The organism is Streptomyces sp. NPDC060028 (assembly GCF_042736725.1).
Taxonomy (GTDB): domain Bacteria; phylum Actinomycetota; class Actinomycetes; order Streptomycetales; family Streptomycetaceae; genus Streptomyces.
Map to the genome: position 1 here is coordinate 1 of NZ_JBHWVJ010000028.1, position 21,394 is coordinate 21,394.

The 21,394-nt window shown below is 73.4% G+C and carries 14 protein-coding genes; 3 read left to right on the plus strand and 11 right to left on the minus strand.

Going from position 1 to position 21,394, the window contains the following annotated elements; all coding sequences use genetic code 11:
* A partial coding sequence (locus tag ACFWBF_RS16105) for a LiaF domain-containing protein (RefSeq protein WP_385601337.1) occupies positions 1 to 680 on the plus strand: 680 nt, incomplete at its 5' end.
* The gene (locus ACFWBF_RS16110; RefSeq protein WP_385225930.1) at positions 667 to 891 is read left to right on the plus strand and encodes a hypothetical protein; all 225 of its coding nucleotides are present in this window, start codon (positions 667 to 669) and stop codon (positions 889 to 891) included. The genes ACFWBF_RS16105 and ACFWBF_RS16110, both read left to right, overlap by 14 nt.
* On the opposite strand, the gene ACFWBF_RS16115 is transcribed toward ACFWBF_RS16110, so the two are convergent.
* The 4 genes from ACFWBF_RS16115 to guaA all read right to left on the minus strand — a co-directional run bounded on the left by ACFWBF_RS16115 (position 837) and on the right by guaA (position 5,202).
* The gene (locus ACFWBF_RS16115) at positions 837 to 1,328 is read right to left on the minus strand and encodes a DoxX family protein (protein WP_385601340.1); all 492 of its coding nucleotides are present in this window, start codon (positions 1,326 to 1,328) and stop codon (positions 837 to 839) included. The two genes, ACFWBF_RS16110 and ACFWBF_RS16115, sit on opposite strands and share 55 nt — an antisense overlap.
* 18 nt (positions 1,329 to 1,346) lie before the next feature.
* Positions 1,347 to 2,609 (minus strand): hypothetical protein, encoded by a 1,263-nt coding sequence (locus tag ACFWBF_RS16120; RefSeq protein WP_385601343.1) that lies wholly within the window; start codon positions 2,607 to 2,609, stop codon positions 1,347 to 1,349.
* A gap of 88 nt (positions 2,610 to 2,697) precedes the next feature.
* The gene (locus ACFWBF_RS16125; RefSeq protein WP_385601347.1) at positions 2,698 to 3,492 is read right to left on the minus strand and encodes a class II aldolase/adducin family protein; all 795 of its coding nucleotides are present in this window, start codon (positions 3,490 to 3,492) and stop codon (positions 2,698 to 2,700) included.
* A 123-nt stretch (positions 3,493 to 3,615) separates the two neighbouring features.
* On the minus strand, positions 3,616 to 5,202 hold the full coding sequence (gene guaA, locus ACFWBF_RS16130; protein ID WP_385601350.1) for a glutamine-hydrolyzing GMP synthase: 1,587 nt from the start codon (positions 5,200 to 5,202) through the stop codon (positions 3,616 to 3,618).
* 298 nt (positions 5,203 to 5,500) lie between these two features.
* On the opposite strand from guaA, the gene ACFWBF_RS16135 reads away from it, so the two are divergent.
* Complete coding sequence (locus ACFWBF_RS16135; RefSeq protein WP_385225922.1) at positions 5,501 to 5,764, plus strand: chorismate mutase; 264 nt, start codon at positions 5,501 to 5,503, stop codon at positions 5,762 to 5,764.
* 326 nt (positions 5,765 to 6,090) lie between these two features.
* Here the strand turns inward: ACFWBF_RS16135 and ACFWBF_RS16140 are convergent, their stop codons facing one another.
* The 7 genes from ACFWBF_RS16140 to ACFWBF_RS16170 form a co-directional block, all read right to left on the minus strand.
* Complete coding sequence (locus tag ACFWBF_RS16140) at positions 6,091 to 7,740, minus strand: peptidase (RefSeq protein WP_385601354.1); 1,650 nt, start codon at positions 7,738 to 7,740, stop codon at positions 6,091 to 6,093.
* A gap of 179 nt (positions 7,741 to 7,919) precedes the next feature.
* Complete coding sequence (locus ACFWBF_RS16145; RefSeq protein WP_385601357.1) at positions 7,920 to 9,770, minus strand: GMC oxidoreductase; 1,851 nt, start codon at positions 9,768 to 9,770, stop codon at positions 7,920 to 7,922.
* A 32-nt stretch (positions 9,771 to 9,802) separates the two neighbouring features.
* Positions 9,803 to 11,431, minus strand: a complete 1,629-nt coding sequence (locus ACFWBF_RS16150; protein ID WP_385601360.1) for a succinic semialdehyde dehydrogenase — start codon at positions 11,429 to 11,431, stop codon at positions 9,803 to 9,805.
* 161 nt (positions 11,432 to 11,592) lie between these two features.
* Entirely contained in the window at positions 11,593 to 13,227 is a 1,635-nt protein-coding gene (locus ACFWBF_RS16155; RefSeq protein WP_385601363.1) for a serine/threonine-protein kinase, read from the minus strand.
* Positions 13,228 to 13,352: 125 nt separating this feature from the next.
* Entirely contained in the window at positions 13,353 to 16,661 is a 3,309-nt protein-coding gene (locus ACFWBF_RS16160) for a hypothetical protein (RefSeq protein ID WP_385601366.1), read from the minus strand.
* A 139-nt stretch (positions 16,662 to 16,800) separates the two neighbouring features.
* Positions 16,801 to 19,461 carry a serine/threonine-protein kinase gene (locus tag ACFWBF_RS16165; protein ID WP_385601369.1) on the minus strand — a complete coding sequence of 887 codons (2,661 nt, stop codon included), beginning with the start codon at positions 19,459 to 19,461 and terminating at the stop codon, positions 16,801 to 16,803.
* A 162-nt stretch (positions 19,462 to 19,623) separates the two neighbouring features.
* Complete coding sequence (locus ACFWBF_RS16170) at positions 19,624 to 21,330, minus strand: glycerol-3-phosphate dehydrogenase/oxidase (protein WP_385601372.1); 1,707 nt, start codon at positions 21,328 to 21,330, stop codon at positions 19,624 to 19,626.
* Positions 21,331 to 21,394 lie beyond the last annotated feature (64 nt).

Below are 21,394 nucleotides of genomic sequence, written 5' to 3' on the forward strand. Positions count from 1 at the left end.
GGGCGGTGGCGGCGCCCGCGCCCGCGTCGGCCGCCCCGGTCGCGGCGCGCGGCGGCATCGGCGGCCGGGTCTTCGTCCTCGCGCTGCTCGCCGGGGGCATCTCCTGCGCGGCCGTCTGGGAGGGCAGCACGCTGAGCCATGCGCTCCAGGTGGCCTTCGCGGCGGCGCTGGTGACCTTCGGGCTCGGCCTCGCGGTGAGCTCCGTGAAGGGGCGTACCGGCTTCGGCACCATCGTGCTGTCGCTGCTCACCGCGGGGCTGCTGGCGGGGGCGGCCGTGCTGCCCAAGGAGATCGGCACCGACTGGCACAACGCGGAGTGGCGGCCGGCCGCGGTGGCCGACGTACGGCCCGCGTACGAGTCGGGTACCGGGCTCGCCACCTTGGACCTGAGCCGGCTGGACGTGCAGAAGGGCACCACGGTCTCCGTGCACGCCCGTATCGAGGCGGGCCGGCTGAAGGTGATCGTCCCCCGGGAGGTCACCGCTCAGGCCGATGTGACGATCCGCCTGGGCGACATCCAGCTGCCCGGGGAGACGAGTCAGCAGGTACGCGTCCGCAGCGGCGGCGAAACCCGGCAGGCGACCCTGCCCCCGTCCGCCGGCACCGAGGCCGGCGGGACGATCGAGCTGCACCTGAACGCGGGTGTGGGACAGGTGGAGGTGGCCCGTGCGGCGTCATGAGTTCCAGCCGGGCCGACTGATCGCGGGCCTGGTCCTGATCGCGGCGGGCGTGCTCTACCTGCTCGACGCGGCCGGGGAGGCGGACCCGCCGTGGTTCATCGTCCTGCCGATGGCCATGGGCGGGCTGGCGTTCGCCGCGGTGGTCGGGATGGTGACCTACGCCGTACGCCGGGACAGGCGCGACCGGATCACCGAGTCCAGCGACAGGTAGGGCGCTCCGGCGAGAATCAGCGGCAGCCAGGCCATCAGGTAGATCAGATCGTTGCCGAAGTAGTACGGGGTCACGGCCCAGGACACCGTGAGCCACAGGCTGAGCGAGATCAGCGCCCCGCCGACGGCCGCGACGCGGGTCAGCAGACCGGCCAGGACACCCAGGCCGACCAGGAGTTCCCCGATGGCCAGGGTGACGGCGAAGCCGACGGGTGCCTTCAGGGCCATGTCCACCATGGCCGGGATCGCGGAGGTGTCGCGCACCCCGCGCATCAGGTCTCCGATGGAGCCCTCGCCGGTGGCGGAGAGGAAGGCGGAGTCCGTCAGCTTGTCCAGACCCGCGTAGACGAAGGTCACACCGAGGAAGATCCGCAGGGGCAGGAGGGCGTGGCGGGCGGCGAGTTCCCGCAGCCCTGAAGGGACATCAGTTCGGGTCACTCGACATGTGTACCCGTTTCACTCGGCCACGTCGATGCTGCACCGGTTGGATTCCACCCCGGCCGCCGTGACCACCTGGACCTCGATCCGCCCCGGCTCCACCTCCGCCGGCACCGGTACGGTCAGCACCGCGTCGGTGGGGTTGGTGAACCCGCCCGCCACCGGGACCAACGGCACGTGCACGTGCACGACCCCGATCCGCACCACCAGCCGGGCCAGCATCTCCGGGGTCTGCGCCCCGGGCGGCACGAAGCCCACGCCCCGGATCTCGATGTCGTCACCGGGCCGGACCGCCGCGTCGAGGTCCCCGGGCTCGCGTCTGCGCACCACCGACAGGACGAGCGGGCGGGTGCCCTCCGCGTACTTGGCCGCGAGGTACACCGCGGCCGACAGCGCCACCAGCAGGGCCAGCGCCCAGGGCAGCTGCGGCAGCCGGTCGGGGAAGCGGGCCAGCGACACCGCCGCGTAACCCAGCACCACGATCGAGACGAGCACGTACTGCGCGTCCGGGAAGGAGCCCCGCCCGGCATCGTCGGTCAGCAGGTCGGCGCCGGTGGGCCGGTCCGCCGGGAGCTTCTGCAGCCGCTGCCCCAGGATCCGTACGCAGACCACCCGGCGCACCAGCACCGCCACCGCGGACGTCAGCGCGAGCACCGCCAGCAGCGGCAGCGCCCGGTCGAACGCGAGCCCGGCGTACAGCGCCTGGCGTTCGGGCCCGGGCGAGGAGGCGGCCAGCCGCAGCGCGGGCAGCAGCGTGGCGAAGGCGGTCAGCACCAGCCAGGCGCTCGGCACGGTCTTCGAGGTGGACAGCCGGTTGTCCTCGCCGACCAGCGGGGCCAGCAGCCCGCCGCGCAGCGTCTGGGCGCGGGCGGCGACGGTCAGCAGCCCGGCCAGTACGAGGGCCGCCAGCAGTCCGGCGGTGCGCGCGGTGGACCAGCCGGTGCCGAACGCGGTACCGACCTGGACGACCAGCAGCACCCCGGCGGCGATCCACACGGCGAGCACGGCCCGCCGCGAGAGCAGGTACAGCCAGGAGTGCCCGGCCTCGCGGCCCCGGTCGGCGACCGTGCGGGCGGACAGGGTCAGCTCGTCGGAGACCCACTGGCGGGAAGCGCCCAGCGAGTGGGCCACCGCGGCCGGCACTCCCTGCCCGGCCGCGAACTCGTCGCGCTTCTCCACGAACGCTGTGACCGCCCGGCGGTGTCCCTCACGGGCGCACTCCTCACAGGTGCAGGCGGCGGTATGAGTGCCTCGGGACATCTCTTGGACAGCCACGTACATGCCGCCTCTCTGAACTACGGTGCAATGCCAGCGAATTGTGCACCACTGCGGCAGTGTTCCGGATTGCGCACGATGTCAGAGCAGGTGATTAACCGTTCATGATGTTGACGCCACCGTGTGTGCCGCCCTGTGGGCCGAGCGGCTGGTAGCTCACCCAGGCGGCCAGATCGGACCCGAACCGCTCGCGCGTGGCGACCGCGGCACGGTGGTCGATCGTCGCCGGTTTCCCGGCGGCCCGCGCGATCAGCTGCACCTGCGCGGCCCGCTCCGCCGCGATGAACCACCAGGTGGCGGCGTCCACCGAGTCCCCGACCGTCAGCAGCCCCCGGTTGCGCAGGATCAGCGCCTTGTACGGGCCGAGCGCGCGCCCGATGCGGCTCGCGTCCTCGGCTCCGGCGTACTCGTCGAGCAGCGCGTGGTCCTCGTAGAAGGCGCAGGCCTCCTGGGTGATCGGGGCGAGCAGCTCGCCGAGGGCCGCCAGCGCCCTGCCGTACGGGGCCTGCGTGCGGACGACGGCCACCACTTCGGGGCGCTCCCGGTGGACGGCCGCGTGCACGGCGAAGGCCAGCTGGTTGACCCTGCGCTCCCCGCGCACCACGCGCCCGTCCCCGTCGACCAGCAGCAGGTCTTCGGGGGTCAGGGCGCCGAAGGCCCGCCCGAACGGGTTGACCCAGTAGCAGTCCTCGAACTCCGGATCCCGGGCGGTCACGTGCCCCGTCACCCCGTCCTCGTACCCGAGCCGCCCCAGCAGCCGCAGCGCCCCGGCGAGCCGCTCCTTGCGGTGGGCGCGCTCGTCGGCCGGGTCCGCGTGCACGGGCGGCATCTCGAAGCCCAGCCGCTCCACGGGCACGGGCGCGGGTGCTGGCTGGTCCGGCACGGGCATGGGGCCTCCTTCGGGTCGCGGCGCAAGGTACCCGGGCCCCCGCGAAGTGGCCAGAGGAACGGCGAAGCCGCCGCTCCGCGGGGAGCGGCGGCTTCGTTCACGCGACGGCGGGGCCCGTGGGGGCTACTCCCACTCGATGGTGCCCGGGGGCTTGCTCGTGCAGTCCAGGACCACGCGGTTCACGTCCGGCACCTCGTTGGTGATGCGGGTGGAGATCCGCGCGAGGACCTCGTACGGCATGCGCGTCCAGTCCGCGGTCATGGCGTCCTCGGACGAGACGGGGCGCAGCACGATCGGGTGGCCGTAGGTGCGGCCGTCGCCCTGGACGCCCACGCTGCGGACGTCCGCGAGCAGGACGACCGGGCACTGCCAGATCTCCCGGTCCAGGCCGGCCGCGGTGAGCTCGTGGCGGGCGATGGCGTCGGCCTCGCGGAGCAGGTCCAGGCGCTCCTTGGTGACCTCGCCGACGATGCGGATGCCCAGGCCCGGGCCCGGGAAGGGCTGGCGCTGGACGATCTCGTCGGGCAGGCCGAGCTCCTGGCCGACCATCCGGACCTCGTCCTTGAACAGCTGGCGCAGCGGCTCGACGAGCTCGAACTCGATGTCGTCGGGGAGCCCGCCGACGTTGTGGTGGGACTTGATGTTCGCGGTGCCGGTGCCGCCGCCGGACTCGACGACGTCCGGGTACAGGGTGCCCTGGACCAGGAAGGCCACGTCCGCGCCGCCCTCGGCGATGATCTCGGCCTGGGCCTGCTCGAAGACGCGGATGAACTCGCGGCCGATGATCTTGCGCTTGGTCTCCGGGTCGGAGACACCGGCCAGCGCGTTCAGGAAGCGCTCCTGCGCGTCCACGACCTTCAGCTGCACGCCGGTCGCGGCGACGAAGTCCTTCTCGACCTGCTCGGTCTCGCCCTTGCGCATCAGGCCGTGGTCGACGTAGACGCAGGTGAGCTGGGAGCCGATGGCCTTCTGGACGAGGGCCGCGGCGACCGCGGAGTCCACGCCGCCGGAGAGGCCGCAGATGGCGCGCTTGTCGCCGACCTGCTCGCGGATGGCCGCGACCTGCTCCTCGACGATGTTGCCGGTGGTCCAGGTGGGGGCCAGGCCTGCGCCGCGGTAGAGGAAGTGCTCCAGGATCTGCTGGCCGTGCGTGGAGTGCATCACCTCGGGGTGGTACTGCACGCCGTAGAGCTTCTTCTCGTCGTTCTCGAAAGCCGCGACCGGTACGACGTTGGTCGACGCGCTGACGGTGAAGCCCTCGGGGGCGGCGGAGCAGGCGTCGCCGTGGGACATCCACACCGACTGGTTCTCGGGGGTGCCCTCGAAGAGGGTGGAGCCGGCCTTGGAGACGGCCAGCGGGGTGCGGCCGTACTCGCGGGCGCCGGTGTTGTCGACGGTGCCGCCGAGGGTGACCGCCATCAGCTGGAAGCCGTAGCACATGCCGAAGACGGGGACCCCGGCCTCGAACAGGGAACGGTCGAGCTGCGGGGCGCCGGCCTCGTACACGGAGGACGGGCCGCCGGAGAGGATGATCGCCTTGGGGTTCTTGGCCAGCATCTCGTCGACGGGCATCGAGCTCGGCACGATCTCGCTGTAGACCCGTGCCTCGCGGACGCGGCGGGCGATGAGCTGGGCGTACTGGGCGCCGAAGTCGACGACGAGAACCGTGTCCGGGGCGCTGTCGTGGGCGGCGGAGGGTGCTTCTGGCACGGGGCGGCCTTCCGGCGGAAGAGGTGGCTGTTTTGTCGATTCTAACGGGGGACCTACCTGCCTCTTCGTCTCACCATCCGAACCGGCTTGGCCGGGAGGGGGACGTAAGGCAATAATCCGTTCCATGCGCAAGCAGCTGAACTTCCTCTTTACCTATGGCACCGGCCGGTCCGGTCGCCATGGGTCCTCGTGATGCTCGCTTGAGCCGCTGACTTCCCAGAGCGCCCCGGTCCGACAGGACCGGGGCGCTCTGGCGTTTTCCGGACCTGCGGGCCCCACCCGACAGGAGAGAAGAACCGTGAACACGATCACCACCACCCCCGAGCAGCTGATCACCGACTCCCGCGCGCGCATCGACGCCCTCGACGACCGGATCATCGGCCTGATCCAGGAGCGCATGGCCGTCTCCACGGTCATCCAGGAGGCCCGGATCACCTCCGGCGGCCGCCGGGTGCACCTCTCGCGCGAGATGGAGGTGCTCTCGCACTGGAGCGACGCCCTCGGCAAGCCCGGCACCACCCTGGCCATGACCCTGCTGGAGCTGTGCCGGGGCCGCGTCTGACGGCCGTGCCCGAGGGGGTTCGTCACCCGTGTCCGTCACTCGCGTTCGTCACCCGTGTTCGTCACCCTTCGGGACCGTGACCGACCCTGCGGGCCTTCGTTGGTGAGGGTGTCCGCGCCAGCCAGGGGCGGGATCGCAACACCACGCGTGGCTCCGCCGGAGCGATGAGACGTACGCCCCGTGGGGTGTGCGTCGTGGGACCTCGCTCCACCGGCGTGACCGGACGGCAGGGGACAGCAGGCCGGTCATCCACAAAGAGGACGGCCGGCCCGGGGGACGCCCCGGACCGGCCGTTCTTCTTGCCTGTGTGCCGTGTGCCTACGCCGTTACGCGCGGCCCCCGGCCCGGCGGCGGAACACCAGGAACAGCACGCCACCCGCGGCGACGAGGGCTGCCCCGCCGGCCGCGACCGGGCCCACGGTGCTGCCGGTGGAGGCCAGGCCGCCGTGCGGCGTGGCGCCGCTGCCGGCGGACGCGGAGGCCGACGCGGAGGCCGAGGCGGAGACGGCCGGGGTCGGGGTGCCGGTGCCCGTGGAGGCGGAGGGACCCGGGGTCGGCTTGGTGCCGCCGTCCTTCCCGTTGATCACGAAGCCGGCCTTGTTGTTCGCGTGGTTCGGGTCCCAGCTCTGCGGCGCCGTGCCGTCCTGGGCCCACTGGCCGACGGTGACGGAGCCGGTGGCGTCCGCCACCACCTTCTCGATCTTCAGCTCGAAGGGGTAGGCGAACTTCTGCTTCTCGCCGATGATGTGCGGCGTCGAGCAGAAGTAGCGCGGGGCGCCCAGGTTCTCCTCGCGGTACTTGCCGTCGGCCGTGACGCCACGGCACTGCTCCGGCGCCTTGGTGACCTTCGCACCGGCCGGGATCACGATGTCCGTCGTGGCGACGTCCTCACCGGAGCGGATGTAGGCGACCCAGGCCGGGCCGTTGTTCTGGAAGCCGAGCTCGGCCTTGACCGTCTCGCCCGCCTTGCCCTTGACGGAGGTGGCGGCGGCCACCAGGTCGGCGGAGTTCTTCACCGAGAAGTCGAACTCGTGGTAATTGTTCCACGGGTCCAGGTCGGCCGAGCGCAGCGCGGCCTTGGCCGGGCGCTCCTTGAATTCCAGCTTCTTGCCCGTGGCGGGCTTGCCGAGCTTCTGCGCGGACTTCGGCTGCGCGCCGGCCTCGTGGACCGCGTAGGTCATCCCGTCGATGAAGGCGTGCGGGGCGGCCTTGAGGGTCAGCGCACCGGAGACCTCGTAGACCACGCCCGGCTTGAACTCGCCTTCGAGCGTGCAGACCGTCTTGCCCCAGCCCATGTTCCAGGCCTGGCCGGGGGCGTTGTCCTCGCTGTAGACGCAGTTGTCGTACTTCTCGACGAGGCTGATGCCGTGCGTGGTGTTCATCTCCAGCGCCACGCCCTGGACGGACTCGGTGCCCGCGTTGGAGAAGACGACCGGCAGCGGCTGGGTGCCGCCCGGGACCATGTCCCGCTTGAGGGGGGCCTCCTCCAGCACCAGGTCGGGGCCGCCGACCTTGACCTTGGTGGTGGCGGCCTTGAAGGTGGCGCCGTCGGTCTTGCCGGTCATCGTCAGGTCGACGGTCGTACCGACCTTGCTGTCCTTGGCCGCGCTCAGGTCCAGGGCCACGATGCCGCTGTCGTGCGTCCAGAGCGCGTACTCCTTGCACGTCAGGCTGGTGGCGCTGAGCGTGCAGGAGCTGGCCTGGTCCTTGCTCAGCGCGACGTCGGCGACGCCCTTGAGCCCGGTCAGGTCGATCGTGAAGGTGCTCTCGTGGTCGAAGACCGACCCGGTCTCGTTGCCGACCCGGAAGTCGACCGAGGTCTTCTGCGCCTCACCGCCCTGCCCGGGGTGGGGGCGCAGCCCGACCTGGGCCGGGCTCGTGAGGGTGAAGACGGGGTCCGCGGCGTTCGCGGGGGTGGCGGCCAGACCCACGGCCACCAGGCCGGCTGCCGCCAGCAGGGAGATGCGCTTTCTCATGCCCCCCTTGACCTTCGAATGCCCGTCTCAGTTGCGCTGCTCACTCTGTGATGGACACCACAGTCCCCGCTACCGGATTCCGGTACAACCATCAGGGTTGAACATCTGTCACCTATGTACCTCGGTGGGTACCGCGCTCGGAGGGGGAGCGCGGTACCCACCGTGTCATCCGGCCGGTGTCATCCGGCCGGTCCGGCCGGTTCCGGTTCGGTCGGGTGAGAGTGCCGCGGCGGCACCTCGGGCACCGCCAGGAACGGCAGGCGCAGCGCGCCGAAGGCCTCCTTGGGCACCGCCGGACGGGCCGGTTCCACCGCCGCCAGGCGGATGTACTCCTCGCCCTGCTCCGGCCGCGGGTCGCGCTCGCCCTTGTTCGGCCAGAAGGACATCGCCCGTTCCGCCTGCGCGGTGATCGTCAGCGACGGGTTGACCCCGAGGTTCGCCGAGACCGCCGAGCCGTCCACCACCGAGATGCCCGGATGCCCGTGGAGCCGGTGGTACGGGTCCACCACACCCTCTTCGGGCGAGGCGGAGATCGGGCAGCCCCCGAGGAAGTGCGCGGTGAGCGGGGTGCCCATCAGCTCGCCCACGTTGCTGCCCGGGAAGCCGTTGATCTCCTGCGCCAGCAGGGTGGCCGCCTGCGTGGCCTCGGCGATCTGCACCGGGTTCGGCGCGCCGTGGCCCCGGCGGGCGGTGAGCAGGCCCTTCCCGAGGCCGCCGGGCTTGCGGTAGGTGGTCAGGGAGTTGTCCAGCGACTGCATGACCAGGCCGATGATGGTCCGCTCCGACCAGCGCCGGTTGGACAGCGAACGCGCCAGCTGGACCGGGTGGCGGACGGTGCGCCCCAGCCAGGCCCGTACCCGGTGCTTGTCGTACGGGACCTGCAGGACGGTCAGGAACCCCATGGCGTTGGAGCCCTTGCCGTAGCGGACGGGCTCGATGTGGGTGTCGGCGTTCGGGTGCACGGAGGAGGTGATCGCCACGCCCCGCGTGAAGTCGGCACGCTGCTCCTCGCCGGGGCCCGCGCCGCGGCGCCTGCGGTAGCGGCGGTCGTCGGTCTGGGCGCCGACCAGGCCCTCGGAGTTGGTCCGGGTCAGGTCGCCGAGCCGGTCCGAGAGGTGCGGGAGCTCGCCGCGGTCCTTCATCGTGTGCAGCAGGGTCTGGGTGCCGTACGTGCCCGCCGCGACCACGACGTACCGGGAGCGCAGCACCTTCACGCGGTCCTTGACGCGCCTGCGGCGCTGGTCGGTGGGGACGGTGCGGACCCGGTGGCCGCCGTCGGGGTGCTCGGAGAGCGCGGTGACGGTGGTCATCGGGTGGATGACGGCGCCGGCCCGCTCGGCGAGGTGCAGGTAGTTCTCGTTCAGGGTGTTCTTCGCGCCGTGCCGGCAGCCGGTCATGCACTCGCCGCACTCGGTGCAGGCCTTGCGGGCGGGGCCGACGCCGCCGAAGTACGGGTCGGGGACCTCGCTCCCGGGGCCGACCTTCGGCTGCCCCTCGGCGTCCTCGCCGTCGCCGAAGAAGACGCCGACCGGAGCCATGTGGAAGGAGTCCGCGACGCCCATCTTCTCGGCGGCCGCCTTGAGGTGGACGTCGGAGGGGGTCATCGTCGGGTTGAGCCGGACGCCGAGCATCCGCTTGGCCTGGTCGTAGTACGGGGCGAGTTCCGCGTGCCAGTCGGTGATGGACGCCCACTGCCGGTCCTCGAAGAAGGCGGTGGGCGGCACGTACAGCGTGTTGGCGTAGTTGAGCGAGCCGCCGCCCACGCCGGCGCCCGCGAGCACCATCACATTGCCGAGGAGATGGATCCGCTGGATCCCGTACAACCCGAGGGCCGGGGCCCACAGGTAGTTGCGGAGGTCCCAGCTGTTCCTCGGCAGGCTCTCGCGGGTGAACCGGCGCCCCGACTCCAGGACGCCGACCCGGTACCCCTTCTCGGTGAGCCGCAGTGCCGAGACCGCCCCTCCGAAGCCCGATCCGATGACGATCACGTCGTAGTCGTAGTCGTTGTCGTGGGCGTTGTCGTACGACACTGCTGTGCCTCCTAGGCGGTACCCGACAGGTGCTAGCGCAAGCGGAGAGCCTTCATGACCTTGAGGCTGCGGGTCATGAACGCGGCGTACTTCTCGTCGTCCATGCCCAGCGAGGGCCCCATCGGCAGCAGCCGCTGGTGGGCGACGGTCTGGGCCTCGGTGTACTTGAGGATGCCCTCGGAGCCGTGGCGGCGGCCGAGGCCGGAGTCCTTCATGCCGCCCATGGGCGCCTGGGCACTGCCGTAGGCCGGGGCGTAACCCTCGTTGATGTTGACGGTGCCGGTGCGCAGGCGGGCGGCGACGGCGTGGCCCCGGCGCGCGTCCTTCGTCCACACGCTGGAGTTCAGGCCGTACGCGGTCGCGTTGGCCTGGGCGACGGCCTCGTCCTCGTCGGTGAAGCGGTAGATCGAGACGACCGGGCCGAAGGTCTCCTCCCCGCACACCGCCATCGGGGCCTCGACGCCGTCGAGGATGGTGGGCTCGTAGAAGAGCGGGCCGATGTCGGGGCGGGCGGTGCCGCCCGCGACGAGGGTGGCGCCCTTGGCGACGGCCTCGTCCACGTGCCGCTGTACGGTCTCCAGCTGGCGATCGCCGACGAGGGAGCCCATGTCGGCGCCGTAGGCCAGCGAGCTGCCCAGGCGCATGGCCTTGGTGCGGGCCGCGAACCGGGCCACGAACTCGTCGGCGATCGAGGCGTGCACGTACAGCCGCTCGATGGAGATGCAGAGCTGGCCGGCGGAGGAGAAGCAGGCGCGGACGGCTCCGGCGGCGGCCTTCTCGATGTCGGCGTCGCGCAGGACGAGCATGGCGTTCTTGCCGCCGAGTTCGAGGGAGACCCCGACGAGGCGGGCGGCCGCGCCCTGGGCGACCTCGCGGCCGGTACGCGTGGAGCCGGTGAAGGACACGTAGTCGGCGTGCCGGACCACCTCGGGGCCGACGACCGGGCCCTCGCCGAGCACGATCTGGAACACCTCGGCGGGCAGCCCGGCCTCGATCAGCAGGTCACGGGCCCACAGGGCGGTGAGCGCGGTCTCGGTGTCGGGCTTCATGACCAGCGCGTTGCCCGACACGAAGGCCGGCAGGGCGTCGCCGACGGAGAGTTCGAGCGGGTAGTTCCAGGGCGCGATCTGGCCGACGACCCCGCGCGGCTGGCGCAGCTCGGTGACCTTGGTGAGGGTGGGCATGGCGCCCGCGTGGCCCTTGGGCCGCAGGTACGAGGCGGCCTTGCGGCCGTAGTGGCGCGCGGCTATGGCCACGGCCTGGACCTCTTCGTGGGCGTGCAGACGGGCCTTGCCGGTCTCCAGCTGGATCAGGTCGAGCACCTCGGCCTGCCGCTGAAGGACCAGGTCGTGGAAGCGGAGCAGTACGGCGGCCCGCGCCCGGACGGGCGTGGCGGCCCAGGCGGGCTGCGCCGCGCGGGCCCTCTCGAAGGCGGTGGCCACGTCCTCTGGGGTCGCTTCGGGGAGGTCCGCCAGCTTGGCCCCGGTGAAGGGGGTGTGGTTGGCGGTGCGGCCGGAGCCGATCACTCCGCGGGTCAGCCGCGCGACCAGGTCGGGGGTCACCACGTCGGCGGCGGTGCGGGCACCGGCCGGGGCGGCTGCGACCGGGTTGGTGGGCTGCGGGGCGGTGCGGAGGGGGGCCGGGGCCTGCGAGTCCGTCATGGCGGTGAGCGTATTCCGCCCGCGGGGCTTTGGGTACCCGTGGGTAACCGGATTTTGCCATTTCCGCCAGTGATCGCTGGCAGGATGACGGGAAAGGCCCCGGTCACCTCCCCCGGCCGACCGGTCACCCCGGTCACCCCGGGTCGCCCCGGTCGCCCCGGTCAGTGCTCCCCGGCGGGCAGCCACCCGCTGAGCACCGTGTCGAACTGGGCGCGCGTCGTGGTCCAGTCGGCGGCCGGGCCCGACATGTAGACGGCGTACTCGGTCCCGTTCGGCGCGACGTACATCTGCTCGATGGCCCGACGGGGCCCGGCGTGGGTCCCCTTCTCGGTCCAGGTGAAGTCCCACAGGGCGGCCTTCGTCTGGTCCCGGAAGGTGTTCGGGTTCAGCTTCTGCCGCTTGTAGTCCGTCCGCAGCCGCAGCTGCTTCTCCAGGTCGAGCAGGTGCATGTACGGGTTCTCGAAGGCCGGCTTCCCCGCCGCGATGCGGATGAAGTGCCTGCCGTTGTCGGCGGTGTAGTCGATCTGGTTGCCGTCCATCTGCCGCTTCCAGCCGTCCGGGACGAACAGCGTGAAGCCCTCCGGGTCGGTGACCTCGGTGAAGCCGTCCGGAACGGTCTCCGCCCCGCCGTCCTTGGCGTCCGCGCCGCCGACGGGCGTATCGGGAGCCCCGGCCGAGGTGCGCTCCCCGTCCTTGCCGTCGTCGCCGGTGTACTTCAGCACCCCGAACACCCCGCCGCCGCCGAGCAGCGCCGCCACCAGGGCGACCGCGGCGGCCCGCTTGACCCGGCCCCGGGCCCGGTTCGCGGGCGCGGGCGGCTCCGGCAGGGCGGCCGTCGGCGCGTACTCCTGCACCGGCGCGTACTCCTGTACCGGGACGGCCCGCTGCGGCCGCTGCGGCTGCGCGGGGGCCAGCTCGTCGGGGGACACCGCGCGCGTCGGCACGTACGCCTGGGCCGCCTTCGGCTCCCGGCCCTCCATCGCCTCCAGCAGCATCCGCTCGGCCTCCACGGCCGACGGCCGCTGCGCCGGATCCTTGCGCAGCAGGGCCGTGATGACCGGCCCCAGCGCCCCGGACTGGCGCAGCGCGGGCGGCTCGTCGTTGACGACGGCCTGCAGGCTGGAGATGGGCGAGGTACGGCGGAACGGCGAGCGGGCCTCGACGGCCGTGTACAGCGTCGCGCCGAGCGACCACAGGTCGGACGCCGGGTCCGGCGCCCCGCCGGTGACCCGCTCGGGGGCCAGGTAGTCGATGGAGCCCACGAGTTCGCCCGTGCGCGTGATGGAGGAGTCACCCTCGATCGCGGCGATCCCGAAGTCCGTGAGCAGCACCCGGCCGTCCTTGGCCAGCAGCACGTTCCCGGGCTTCACGTCCCGGTGCAGTACGCCGACCGCGTGCGCGGCCCGCAGCGCGCCCAGCACGTGCAGCCCGATCCGGGCCGCCTCGCGGGGCTCGATCCGGCCGGCCGACTTGGCCGCCTCCGCGAGGGACGGGCCGTCGATGTACTCCATGACGATCCACGGCCGGTCGTCGTGCTCCAGCACGTCGTGGACGGTGACGACGGCCGGGTGCTGGATCCGCGCGGCCGCCCGGGCCTCCTTCTGCGTCCGGGCGTGCAGGACGTCCCGGTCGGCCTGGGCCACGTACAGACCCGCTGTCAGTTCCTTGACCGCGACCGTCCGGTGCAGCAGCTCGTCATGCGCGCGCCACACCTTGCCCATGCCGCCACGGCCGATGGGCTCGACGAGCCGGTACCGGCCCGCGAGCACCGCACCCGCACCTGTCTGCTGTTCCACGAATCCCCGCCACTCTGTGCACTTCGGGCCAGATTACGGAGCGCCCGGGCACTGCCGGAACCACGCGGGGGCGGTGAGACAGCACTGTGACGCAATTGCCGTACTGATCCCCCGTCAGTCGGGCCTCAGCCACCCGACTTGTAACTGGCCGTGGCCTTCTCGAAGACTTCGGTGACCTTACCTTCCTGGTCCTGCGGCCCCGTGACCAGGACGATGTGATAGCTGCCGCCCAGTGCGACGACGAAATTGCGGGCCACGACGGACCGGCCGTTGCCGTCGATCCAGGTGTACCGGCCGGTGACGCGGAGCTGGTTGCCCACCTTGGTCGAGCGGATGTCGCTGACGCTGGACCAGGTGGAGGAGCGGTACGGGCCCAGCTCCGGCTCCTTGTCCTTCTGGTACGTCGCCGGGTCGGGGTTGGCCCCCTCGACCTTGTCCCGGCCGGGCACGACGGTCAGGGCGAAGTCCCCGTCGGTGTAGCGCACCTGCCCGGACTCGTTGACCCCGCGGCGCTCCCAGCCGTTGGGGACGACGATCTCGAAGTGCTCGGCGTCCTGCTGGGTCGTGTAGCCGGGCGGGGCCGGGGCGTTCGTCTGCGGCGCGGGCCGCGACTCGGGCGGGCTCGCCGACGGGGCCGGGCTCTTGGCGGGCTGCCGGGTCTGCGGGGTCTGCGGGGTCTGTTGCTGCACCGGCTGCTTGGACGCCGTGTCCTGCCGGTCCTGTTGGTCCGCGGCCCGGGGCATGAAGAACATCGCGTAGGCCACGGCCCCGGCCAGGAGCGCCAGGATGCCGACGAGCAGGCTCCGGCCGAGGGAGCGGGGCCTGCGGGGGGCGGCGGGATTGCGGTGGCGTCCGTGCAGGTCGCCGCGCCGGCGTACGACGGGCAGCCGCGCGGGATCCGGCTCGGGCATCGGGAGCACTCCGAAGCCGAGGCCGGCGCCGTCGGGCTCCGGGGCGGAGCGCACCAGGGAGCGCAGCCAGCCGCGGAGCTCCTCGAAGTCGGGCCGCTCGGTGGGGTCCTGACGCAGCAGGGACTCCACGACCGGGCGGAGCGGGCCGCACTCCTCGGCGAAGGCGGGGGGCTCGGCGCAGACCATCTCCACGAGCTCGGCGACGCTGTCCTCGGGGTACGGGGCGTGGCCCTGGACGGCCCGGTACAGGAGTGCGCCGAGCGCCCAGAGGTCGGTGGCGGGCCCGACGGGCGCGGCCAGCTGCCAGTGCCCGTGCACCGGCCCGGCCTGCTCGGGCGCCCAGCGCTCGGTGACGGCCCCGACCACGGCCATCCGCGTCTGCCGCGCCCGCTCGGCGTCCAGCCCGCTCCGCGGCCCCCCGCCGGCCGCACCCCCGCCCTGCGGCCCCGGCTGCCCAACCCCCGCTGCCCGGCCCCCGGGCGGACCACCGACCGGGGCGGCGCCGACGTGCGGGTACCCGTAGCCGGGGCCCGGCTCCGTGCCCGACGGCGCGGGCCCGGGCTGCGGATGGCCGTACCCGGCGGCCGGGTACGACTGCCCCGGGCCCTCGGGACCCGACGGCGCGGCGCCGACCTGCGGGTACGCGTACCCGGCGGCCGGGCGGGGCTGCCCGGGGCCCGGCTCGGTGCCCGCGGTGTCGAGGTACGCGTAGCCGGCGGTCGGCTGAGCACCCGCCGGGGCGCCGGCCTGCGGTGAGCCGTACCCGGCGCCCGAGGGCGACTGCCCCGGGCCCTCGGGGCCCGACGGGGCGGGGCGGACCTGCGGGGTCTGGCCTAAGGCGTCCAGGGCCGAACCGGCTGCGGGGGGCGGGGGGTCCGCCTGGTGGTAGCCCTGCGGGAGGGCGAGTTGTGCGGGCAGGGCGGGGCGGCCCGGAACCGCGGTCGGCGCCGTCGGGCTCGGGGGCGGGCTCGGGGTTCCGGCCGGGGCCGCAATCGCGGCCGGGGGCGGGTTCTGGGGCGGCTCCGGCGGCTGCTGGCGGCGCGGGGTGGCGCCGTGCCAGCTCGCGCCCGCGCCCGCTCCCGGGCCGCCGTACGGGTACGAGTACCCCTGCGGGAGGTTCGACCCCTCCGGGCGTTGCTCGAGCTCGGGGGCGGGCCCGGACCCCGGCCCGGCCTTGCGCTGCTCGGCGACGCGGGCGGCGGCCTGCGCACCGGCGCGGTACGCCGCGATCGCCCCGGCCCGCGCGGCGGCCTTCAGATCGGGCCGGCTCTCACCGCTCCCGGGGGTGATGTGGTCGTCGTACCGCGGCCCGGTGTCGTACCCGGGAGCCACGAGCGGCGCGTACCCGGGCGCCCCGGCCTCCGGTCCCCGCACGGCCAACCCGGCCTCCGCTCCCGCACCGGGAAACTCCCCGGATCCCACCCCGGGCCCGTCCCCCGCCCCGGCATTCCCGTCAGGACGCTGCTGCCCCGCAGCCCCACCGCCACGCCCGTCAGGGCCCGCCCCGGGCCACTGCACCGCGGCCGCACCCGGCACCGCGTCAGGGCCCACTCCGAGCCACTCCCCCGCCGCCGCACCCGGCACCCCGTCAGAGCCCAGCCCTCGCTGCTGCCCCGCAGCCCCACCGCCACGCCCGTCAGAGCCCGCCCCGGGCCACTGCACCGCGGCCGCACCCGGCACCGCATCAGGGCCCGGTCCGCGCAGCTGCGCCGGTGGGAGTTCCGGGGCGACGGGAACCGCGGGCGCAGGCGCGGCCGGGCCGGAATCGCCCGTGTCCGCCGGGGCGCGGGCCGCAGGAGCGGCGGCCGGGCCGTCGGGGCCCGGGCCGGCCTGGGCCGGCAGCAGTTCCGTGGCCGCGCCGGGGAATCCGTCGGGGCCCGGCCCGCGCGGCGGCGTCGCCCCGGCGTAGCCGCCCCAGCCCGCGCCACCGCCGGAGGCGTCCGGTACCGGGTCGTACCCGCACAGGGCTTCCTCCGCCGCCCCCGCGGCCAGCCCGGTCAGCACGACCCGCCCGTCCTCGCAGATCAGTACCGTCCGCATCGTGATGTTCCGGTGCGTCCAGCCGTGCGCGTGCAGCACCCGCAGCGCGGTCAGCACGTCGGACGCCACCTCCGCCGCCCGGTACGGGCTCAGCGGTTCATCGGCGACCAGTGCCGCCAGCGGCCTGGCCGGGACCAACTCGCTCACTATCCACAGCGACCCGCCCTCGGCGAACACGTCGAAGACCTGGTCCAGCCTGGGATGGTCCGGCACGGACGCGGCCGCCTGCGCCGCGGCGATGGCCCGCCGCACGGCCGGCAGTTCCCCCGCCGGGCGCCGCCCGGCCACCGGCCCGGCCGCGGGCCCACGCGATCCGTCCAGCAGCTCCGCGTCGACGACCTCCGGCAACGGCACCTGCCGTACCAGGACTTCCTGGCCGCTCCGCGTGTCGAAGGCCCGGGTCTCCACCAGCTCGTACTCGTCGGACGGCGGCAGCGGCAGACGGTACCGCTCGGCCAGGATCCGGCCCGCGTAGTCCTCCACTTCGCCTCCCCCGAGTGCGGTGGGCCCCCCATGGCCCCGGAGCCACGATACGACGCCCGGGCCGCCCGCGTCCCGGGCCTGACAAGGCTCGCTCGGGTCAGCCGTCAGCCGTCAGCCGACCGCCGCCGACCGCCGGCCGTCAGCCCAGCGACTGGAAGGTCTGGAAGGCGGTGTTGCGCATCTGCGTGCACTCCGGGCCGTCCCACTGGTCGGCGACGCAGCTGATCATGATGGCGTAGCCGTGCTTCGCGTCCAGCTTGAACCCGCGGTTCAGCACCCGGACCCGCTGGCCCTTCTGATCCCGCTCGAACTCCCAGTCGGCGACGGTCGGGTAGCCCCGGTAGTCCACCACGTCGAGCCGGATCAGGTGGTAGTTCTTGCTGCTCCCCGCCGTGGACGGAGCCAGCTCGGCCCACGCGGCGCGGGCGTCTTCGCCCGGCTTGGCGTTGTAGTCGACCTGGATGCGCGGGAAACCGCCGTCGCGGTTGTATATCCCGCCCGAGTTCTCGCCGGCTATGTCCGCCAGCTTGAAGCCCTCGGGCATCGCCATCGAGAAGTGGAACCCTGGGTCCGTCACGACGGCGTACCCCGGCGGAAGTCCCGCCCCGGGGCCCCCGGGCGTGGCGCCCTGGCCCTGGCTGCTCTGCCCCGCCGTCTGGCCCTGGCCCTGACCTTGCCCCTGGCCCTGGCTCGTGTTGCCGCTCGGCGTCTGCCCCTGGCTCGGGGTGCTGCCGCCGCCGGAGGCGCCGTTGGGCTCGGGCGCCTTCGCGGAGCCGCCCGGCGACGGGCTGCCGGCCGCGGTCGGGTTCTTGCCGCCCTTGCCCTTGCCCTCCTGGTCGTCCTTGTCGTCGCCGCTGACCGCGTACGCGATGAGGGAGCCGATCACGGCGAGGACGACGATCACCCCGGCTATCGCCAGGGCGATGGTCCGGCGCTGCATGACGTCGGTGAGCGGCGCCGGGACGGGCGAGGGCCGCGAGGCCGGGGCCTCGGCGGCCGTGGCTGCCGCCGCGGCGGCCGCGCTCGCCGCCGCTGCCTTGCGGGCCGACTTCAGCGCCGCGCGGGCCCGTTCGCGCTGCTCGCGCTCGCGCCGGTCGCGCTCCTTCTTCTCCGCCTTCTCGGTCGCCCGCTCGGCCGCCTTCGCGGCCTTTTCGGCAGCCGCCTTCTCCGCGGCCTCGTTGGCCTCGGCGAGGGAGATCTGCCGGGTCTCCTCGGCGGCCGGGGTCGGCTCCGGGGCCGGCTCCTCGGGCGCGTCGATGACGGCGGTGAGCATGGCACGCGCACGGTTGTCGTCGAGACGGCGGGCGGGGTCCTTGGCGAGCAGGCCGTAGATGACCTCGGTCAGCGGTCCGGCGTTCTTCGGCGGGTCCACCGGCTCGGTCATCACCGCGGTGAGGGTGGCGAGCGCGGAGCCCTTGTCGTACGGGGGCACGCCTTCGACGGCGGCGTACAGCAGCCCGCCGAGGGACCACATGTCGGCCGGAGGGCCGGGCTTGTGGCCGCGGGCGCGCTCGGGCGAGATGTACGAGGGGGCGCCGACGAGCATGCCGGTGGAGGTGACGGAGGGGTCGCCCTCGACCTGCGCGATGCCGAAGTCGGTGAGGATGACGCGGCCGTTGCCGTTGTCGGCGATGAGCACGTTGGAGGGCTTCACGTCGCGGTGCAGGATGCCCTGGCCGTGCGCGGCGCGCAGTACGTCGAGCACGGCGAGGCCGACCTCGGCGGCGCGGCGCGGGGTCAGCGGGCCCTGCTCGCGTATGAACTCCGCGAGCGAGGGGCCCTCGATGAGCTCCATGACGATCCACGGCCGGGCGTCTTCGTCGACGACGTCGTAGACGGTGACGGCGCCCCCGCTGCGGATGCGGGCGATGGCCTTGGCCTCGCGGAGCGTACGGGTGATGAGCCGGCGCTTCTCGTCCTCGTCGACCCCGGTGCTGAACCGGAGTTCCTTGACGGCGACGGTACGGCCGAGCATCTCGTCCTCGGCGCGCCACACGGTGCCCATGCCGCCCTTGCCGAGCACTTCGCGCAGCCGGTACCGACGCGCGAGCAGCCGCCCCTCGTCCTGTCCGCCGGCAGCCTTGGCCGCGGCCGCCTTGACGGCGGCCGCCACCGCGTCGGCCTTCTCCACAACAGGGTTGGCCCCGGTCTTGGGCGCGGCCTTCACCGCAGGCGCAGACGCTGACACAGGCTTCGCGTCCTCAGGCTCCGCCGAAGCCGATACGGGCTTGCGCGCCGCCGGCACACCACCAGCCGCCTTCGCAGCCCCGCCCGCGCCCTGACCCACCGCAGGCGCAGGCTTCGCGTCTTCCGCCTCCGCCGACACGGCCGCGCCCGCCTTCGCAGCCGCGGCCTTCGCCAGATCCGGCTTCGCCGCGGCCGCCCCGGCAGACGACTTCGCAGCGCCGGCCGCAGGCTTACCCAGGTCCGGCTTCGCCGCGGCCGCCCCGGCAGGCTTCGCGTCCTGAGGCTCCGCCGCGGACACACGGGCAGCCGACTTCGCACCCCCGGCCTCCGGCTTGCCCAGGCTCGGCTTCGCCGCAGGCGACGCGGCAGGCTTCGCAGGGCCGGCCGCAGGCTTAGCCAGGTCCGGCTTCGCCGCAGGCGACGCGGCAGGCTTCGCAGCGCCGGCCGCAGGCTTGGCCAGGTCCGGCTTCGCCGCAGGCGACGCGGCAGGCGACGCGGCAGGCGACGCGGCAGGCGACTCAGACGACCCCGGCGCCGCCGACCCAGGCTTTGCCCGGCCCTGCTGCGCCGCAGGCGACTCGGCAGGTGACTCGGTGTGCTCCGGCTTCGACATGCGTCCCCTCTGCGATCGTGCCGCCTGCTCCGGCTGCCCCGCTGCCCCGGCAGCCCCGGCAGAACCCGCGCGGTAACCCGCCCCGGCAGAACCCTCATTGTCCCTCACTCCGCAACGGACGGGAGCCCCGGGTCCGCCGGTTCCGCCTTCCGCATCGCGGAGTTACAACGGAACGATGTCAGGTGCCCCCAACCGGGCCGCGTCCGCCGTCTGGTCGTCGGGCTGGCGCTGCGATTCCCGCTCCGCCTGCACCCTCTTTTCGTAGTGCTCCACTTCTTTCTCGATCTGCTGCTTGTCCCACCCCAGCACCGGCGCCATCAACTCCGCGCACTCCCGCGCCGACCGCGTCCCCCGGTCGAAGGTCTCGATCGAGATCCGCGTCCGCCGCGTCAGCACGTCGTCCAGGTGCCGCGCCCCCTCGTGCGACGCCGCGTACACCACTTCCGCCCGCAGGTAGTCGTCCGCGCCCGTCAGCGGCTCGCCCAGCCCCGGGTCCCCCGCGATCAGGTCCAGCAACTCCTCCGTCAGCGACCCGTACCGGTTCAACAGGTGCTCCAGCCGCACCACATGAAGGCCCGTCCGCGCCGCGGTCCTCGCCCGCCCGTTCCACAGCGCCCGGTACCCCTCGGCGCCCACCAGCGGCACGTCCTCGGTCACGCACGGCGCCACCCGCTGGTCGAGCCCGTGCACGGCCTCGTCCACCGCGTCCTTGGCCATGACCCGGTACGTCGTGTACTTGCCGCCCGCGACCACCACCAGCCCCGGCACCGGGTGGGCCACCGTGTGCTCGCGCGAGAGCTTGCTCGTCGCGTCCGACTCCCCGGCCAGCAGCGGCCGCAGGCCCGCGTACACCCCCTGGACGTCGTCCCGCGTCAGCGGCACCGCCAGCACCGAGTTCACGTGCTCCAGCAGGTAGTCGATGTCCGCGCTCGACGCCGCCGGGTGCGCCTTGTCGAGGTCCCAGTCGGTGTCGGTGGTGCCCACGATCCAGTGCCGGCCCCACGGGATGACGAACAGCACCGACTTCTCGGTCCGCAGGATCAGCCCGGAGCTCGAATGGATCCGGTCCTTCGGCACGACCAGGTGGATGCCCTTCGAGGCGCGTACGTGGAACTGCCCGCGCTCCCCGATCAGCGCCTGGGTGTCGTCCGTCCACACGCCCGTCGCATTCACGACCTGCTTCGCGCGGATCTCGTACTCTCCGCCGCCCTCGACGTCCTGCACCCGCGCCCCGACCACCCGCTCGCCCTCGCGCAGGAAGGCGACCACCCTCGCCCGGTTGGCGCAGTGTGCCCCGTATGCCGCGGCCGTACGGACCAAGGTCGCGACGTACCGCGCGTCGTCCATCTGGGCGTCGTAGTACTGCAGGGCGCCCACCAGTGCGTCCTTGCGCAGCGCCGGCGCGATCCGCAGCGCGCGCGCCCGTGACAGGTGCCGGTGCGTCGGCAGCCCCCGCCCGTGGCCGCTGGACACCGACATCGCGTCGTACAGCGCGACGCCCGAGCCGGCGTAGAAGCGCTCCCAGCCCTTGTGCTGGAGCGGGTAGAGGAAGGGCACGGGCTTCACCAGGTGCGGGGCCAGCCGCTCGAGCAGCAGGCCGCGCTCCTTCAGCGCCTCCCGCACCAGGGCGAAGTCGAGCATCTCCAGATAGCGCAGCCCGCCGTGGATCAGCTTGCTGGAGCGGCTGGAGGTGCCGGACGCCCAGTCCCGCGCCTCCACCAGCCCCGTCGCGAGACCTCTGGTCACGGCGTCGAGGGCGGTGCCGGCCCCCACCACGCCCGCGCCGACCACCAGCACGTCCAATTCCCGCTCGGCCATCGCGGCGAGCGCCTCCGCGCGCTGCGCGGGCCCCAGTGTCGCTGTCCTCACGGCTGCCTCCCGTTGATGCGGATGTGTCCCGCCTGATGCAGATGTCCTGCCTGATGCGGATGTC

Excerpts from the sequence above, each read along its gene's own strand:
- ACFWBF_RS16120 (WP_385601343.1), bottom strand. The coding sequence starts at position 2,609 with ATGTACGTGGCTGTCCAAGAGATGTCCCGAGGCACTCATACCGCCGCC.
- ACFWBF_RS16125 (WP_385601347.1), bottom strand. The coding sequence starts at position 3,492 with ATGCCCGTGCCGGACCAGCCAGCACCCGCGCCCGTGCCCGTGGAGCGG.
- ACFWBF_RS16140 (WP_385601354.1), bottom strand. The coding sequence starts at position 7,740 with ATGAGAAAGCGCATCTCCCTGCTGGCGGCAGCCGGCCTGGTGGCCGTG.
- ACFWBF_RS16150 (WP_385601360.1), bottom strand. The coding sequence starts at position 11,431 with ATGACGGACTCGCAGGCCCCGGCCCCCCTCCGCACCGCCCCGCAGCCC.
- ACFWBF_RS16165 (WP_385601369.1), bottom strand. The coding sequence starts at position 19,461 with ATGTCGAAGCCGGAGCACACCGAGTCACCTGCCGAGTCGCCTGCGGCG.